Origin of the sequence: Haloparvum sedimenti (genome assembly GCF_001462205.1) — an archaeon.
Classification (GTDB): Archaea; Halobacteriota; Halobacteria; order Halobacteriales; family Haloferacaceae; genus Haloparvum; species Haloparvum sedimenti.
In genome coordinates, this window is record NZ_LKIR01000055.1 from 1 (window position 1) to 1,568 (window position 1,568).

Annotated in this window: 2 protein-coding genes; both read left to right on the forward strand. The window is 62.4% G+C overall.

Annotation, left to right across the window (positions count from 1 at the left end; all coding sequences use genetic code 11):
• The first annotated feature begins 459 nt into the window (after positions 1–459).
• On the forward strand, positions 460–1,299 hold the full coding sequence (locus tag AN233_RS03215) for a hypothetical protein (RefSeq protein ID WP_058365414.1): 840 nt from the start codon (positions 460–462) through the stop codon (positions 1,297–1,299).
• A gap of 2 nt (positions 1,300–1,301) precedes the next feature.
• A partial coding sequence (locus tag AN233_RS03220) for a hypothetical protein (RefSeq protein WP_058365415.1) occupies positions 1,302–1,568 on the forward strand: 267 nt, incomplete at its 3' end.

The window sequence follows — 1,568 nt, forward strand, 5'->3', positions numbered from 1 at the left end:
AGAACGCACAGGCGTTTGTCCAGGCTCGCGAAGAGCAAATTACCGACTACCTGATAGACAAATACGTGAAGTAAAGAGAGAATTGCACGTCGCAGTGACCTTAGAATATTCACAGAAACCAAACTGAGACACCGGCCTACTGAGTTCCTTACGTATTAACCAACAGACAGAGGGCGTATGCCTCCAATTGTTGGTTAACAAAGGAGGCACCTCATATCGGAATTGTTCTCGGAAGTGTTCATCCTAACACGAAAACACGCAAACAGCGACGCCACTCGTTGTATTTTGATCGATTCCCTGAAACGCGGAAGCGACACGCCGCGGCTTATCGGGAATGTGGACCTCTAGTCGAGCATGGGAGAACACTCAACGTCGAATCGATTGGCGGTGGACCAGCCGACACGGGGAGCTGACCGTAATCGGTCCCTCGCTGACCAGGCCGATCCGGCTGCGGACGAGATGTTGTTGCCGTCACTCGGCGACGGCATCACGCTGCTCGACGTGGAGGGGGGCCGCGGCGTCCCGATCCTGCAGTCGCTCGTGCTCGACCACCTCCTCCTCAACGACGGACCCGCCTTTTGGGTCGACGCAAACGGACACGCGACGACGACCACGCTGACGCAGATAGCCCCCAGTCAACGGTTGCTCAACCGAATTCACGTCGCCCGCGGATTTACCGCCTACCAGCACTACGGCGCCATCTGTGATCTCCCGTCAGCGGTGAACAAGTCGATCCAGATGTCTACCACCGACGCCCGGGCGGCCAGTCGAGGGGCGTCAGATCGTGACGAGGACACGTCACCCCACACACCCGCCCTCATCGTCGCGCCGGCCGTCGACGCCCAGTACCGCGCCGACGATACCCTCGGCGAAACCCACGCGGAAACCCTTCAGGCTCGAACTCTCGCCCAGTTAGCGACCTACGCCGAAGGGTACGACATCCCGGTGCTCGTTACGAGAAACGAACGAAACGAATTCACCGAGTCGGTCGCGACGGTCGCCGACCACCACTTGGAGTGTGAGCAAACCCGGATGGGGCCACGGGTCGTCGGCGAGGACTTCGAGACGCTCGTCTATCCCGTCGACGACGGCGCGTACTACCAGACGACGTTCGCGTACTGGCGACAGCTGCTCGCGGCACGCGCCACGCAGGTCGGCGTGGAACCGACGACGCCGGCGCCGTCGACGCCGACCCCGGAGGGCGTCGGGACGGGCGTCAACGCTGACGGTGAAACGTTGGCGGCCACCGCAGATCCCTTGCTCGATGCGTGGACGGCGACCGAGACAGGAGGACGATAGCGATGGGGCGCACAAACCCGACGTACCGGGATGCGCTCCGGGGCATCGAAGAGCGCTGGGCGGAGTTCCGCCGGGCACTGCGGCGTCGCGACCAGCCGCGCTTCGACCGGCTGTTCGAGTACGCCCGCGACCACGCCGACGCGAGCGGGCTGTTGAACCATCAGAATCCGCTGCTGCCGGCGCTACTCAGCATCGATCTCGAACAGGAGGCCCGGCTCGACGACCACGAGGAACGCCTCGAGGAGCTCGAAGCTGCAGTCACAACGAGC

What these genes read in the sequence shown, in the direction of transcription:
- AN233_RS03215 (WP_058365414.1), top strand. Translation starts at nt 460, where the DNA reads ATGTTGTTGCCGTCACTCGGCGACGGCATCACGCTGCTCGACGTGGAG.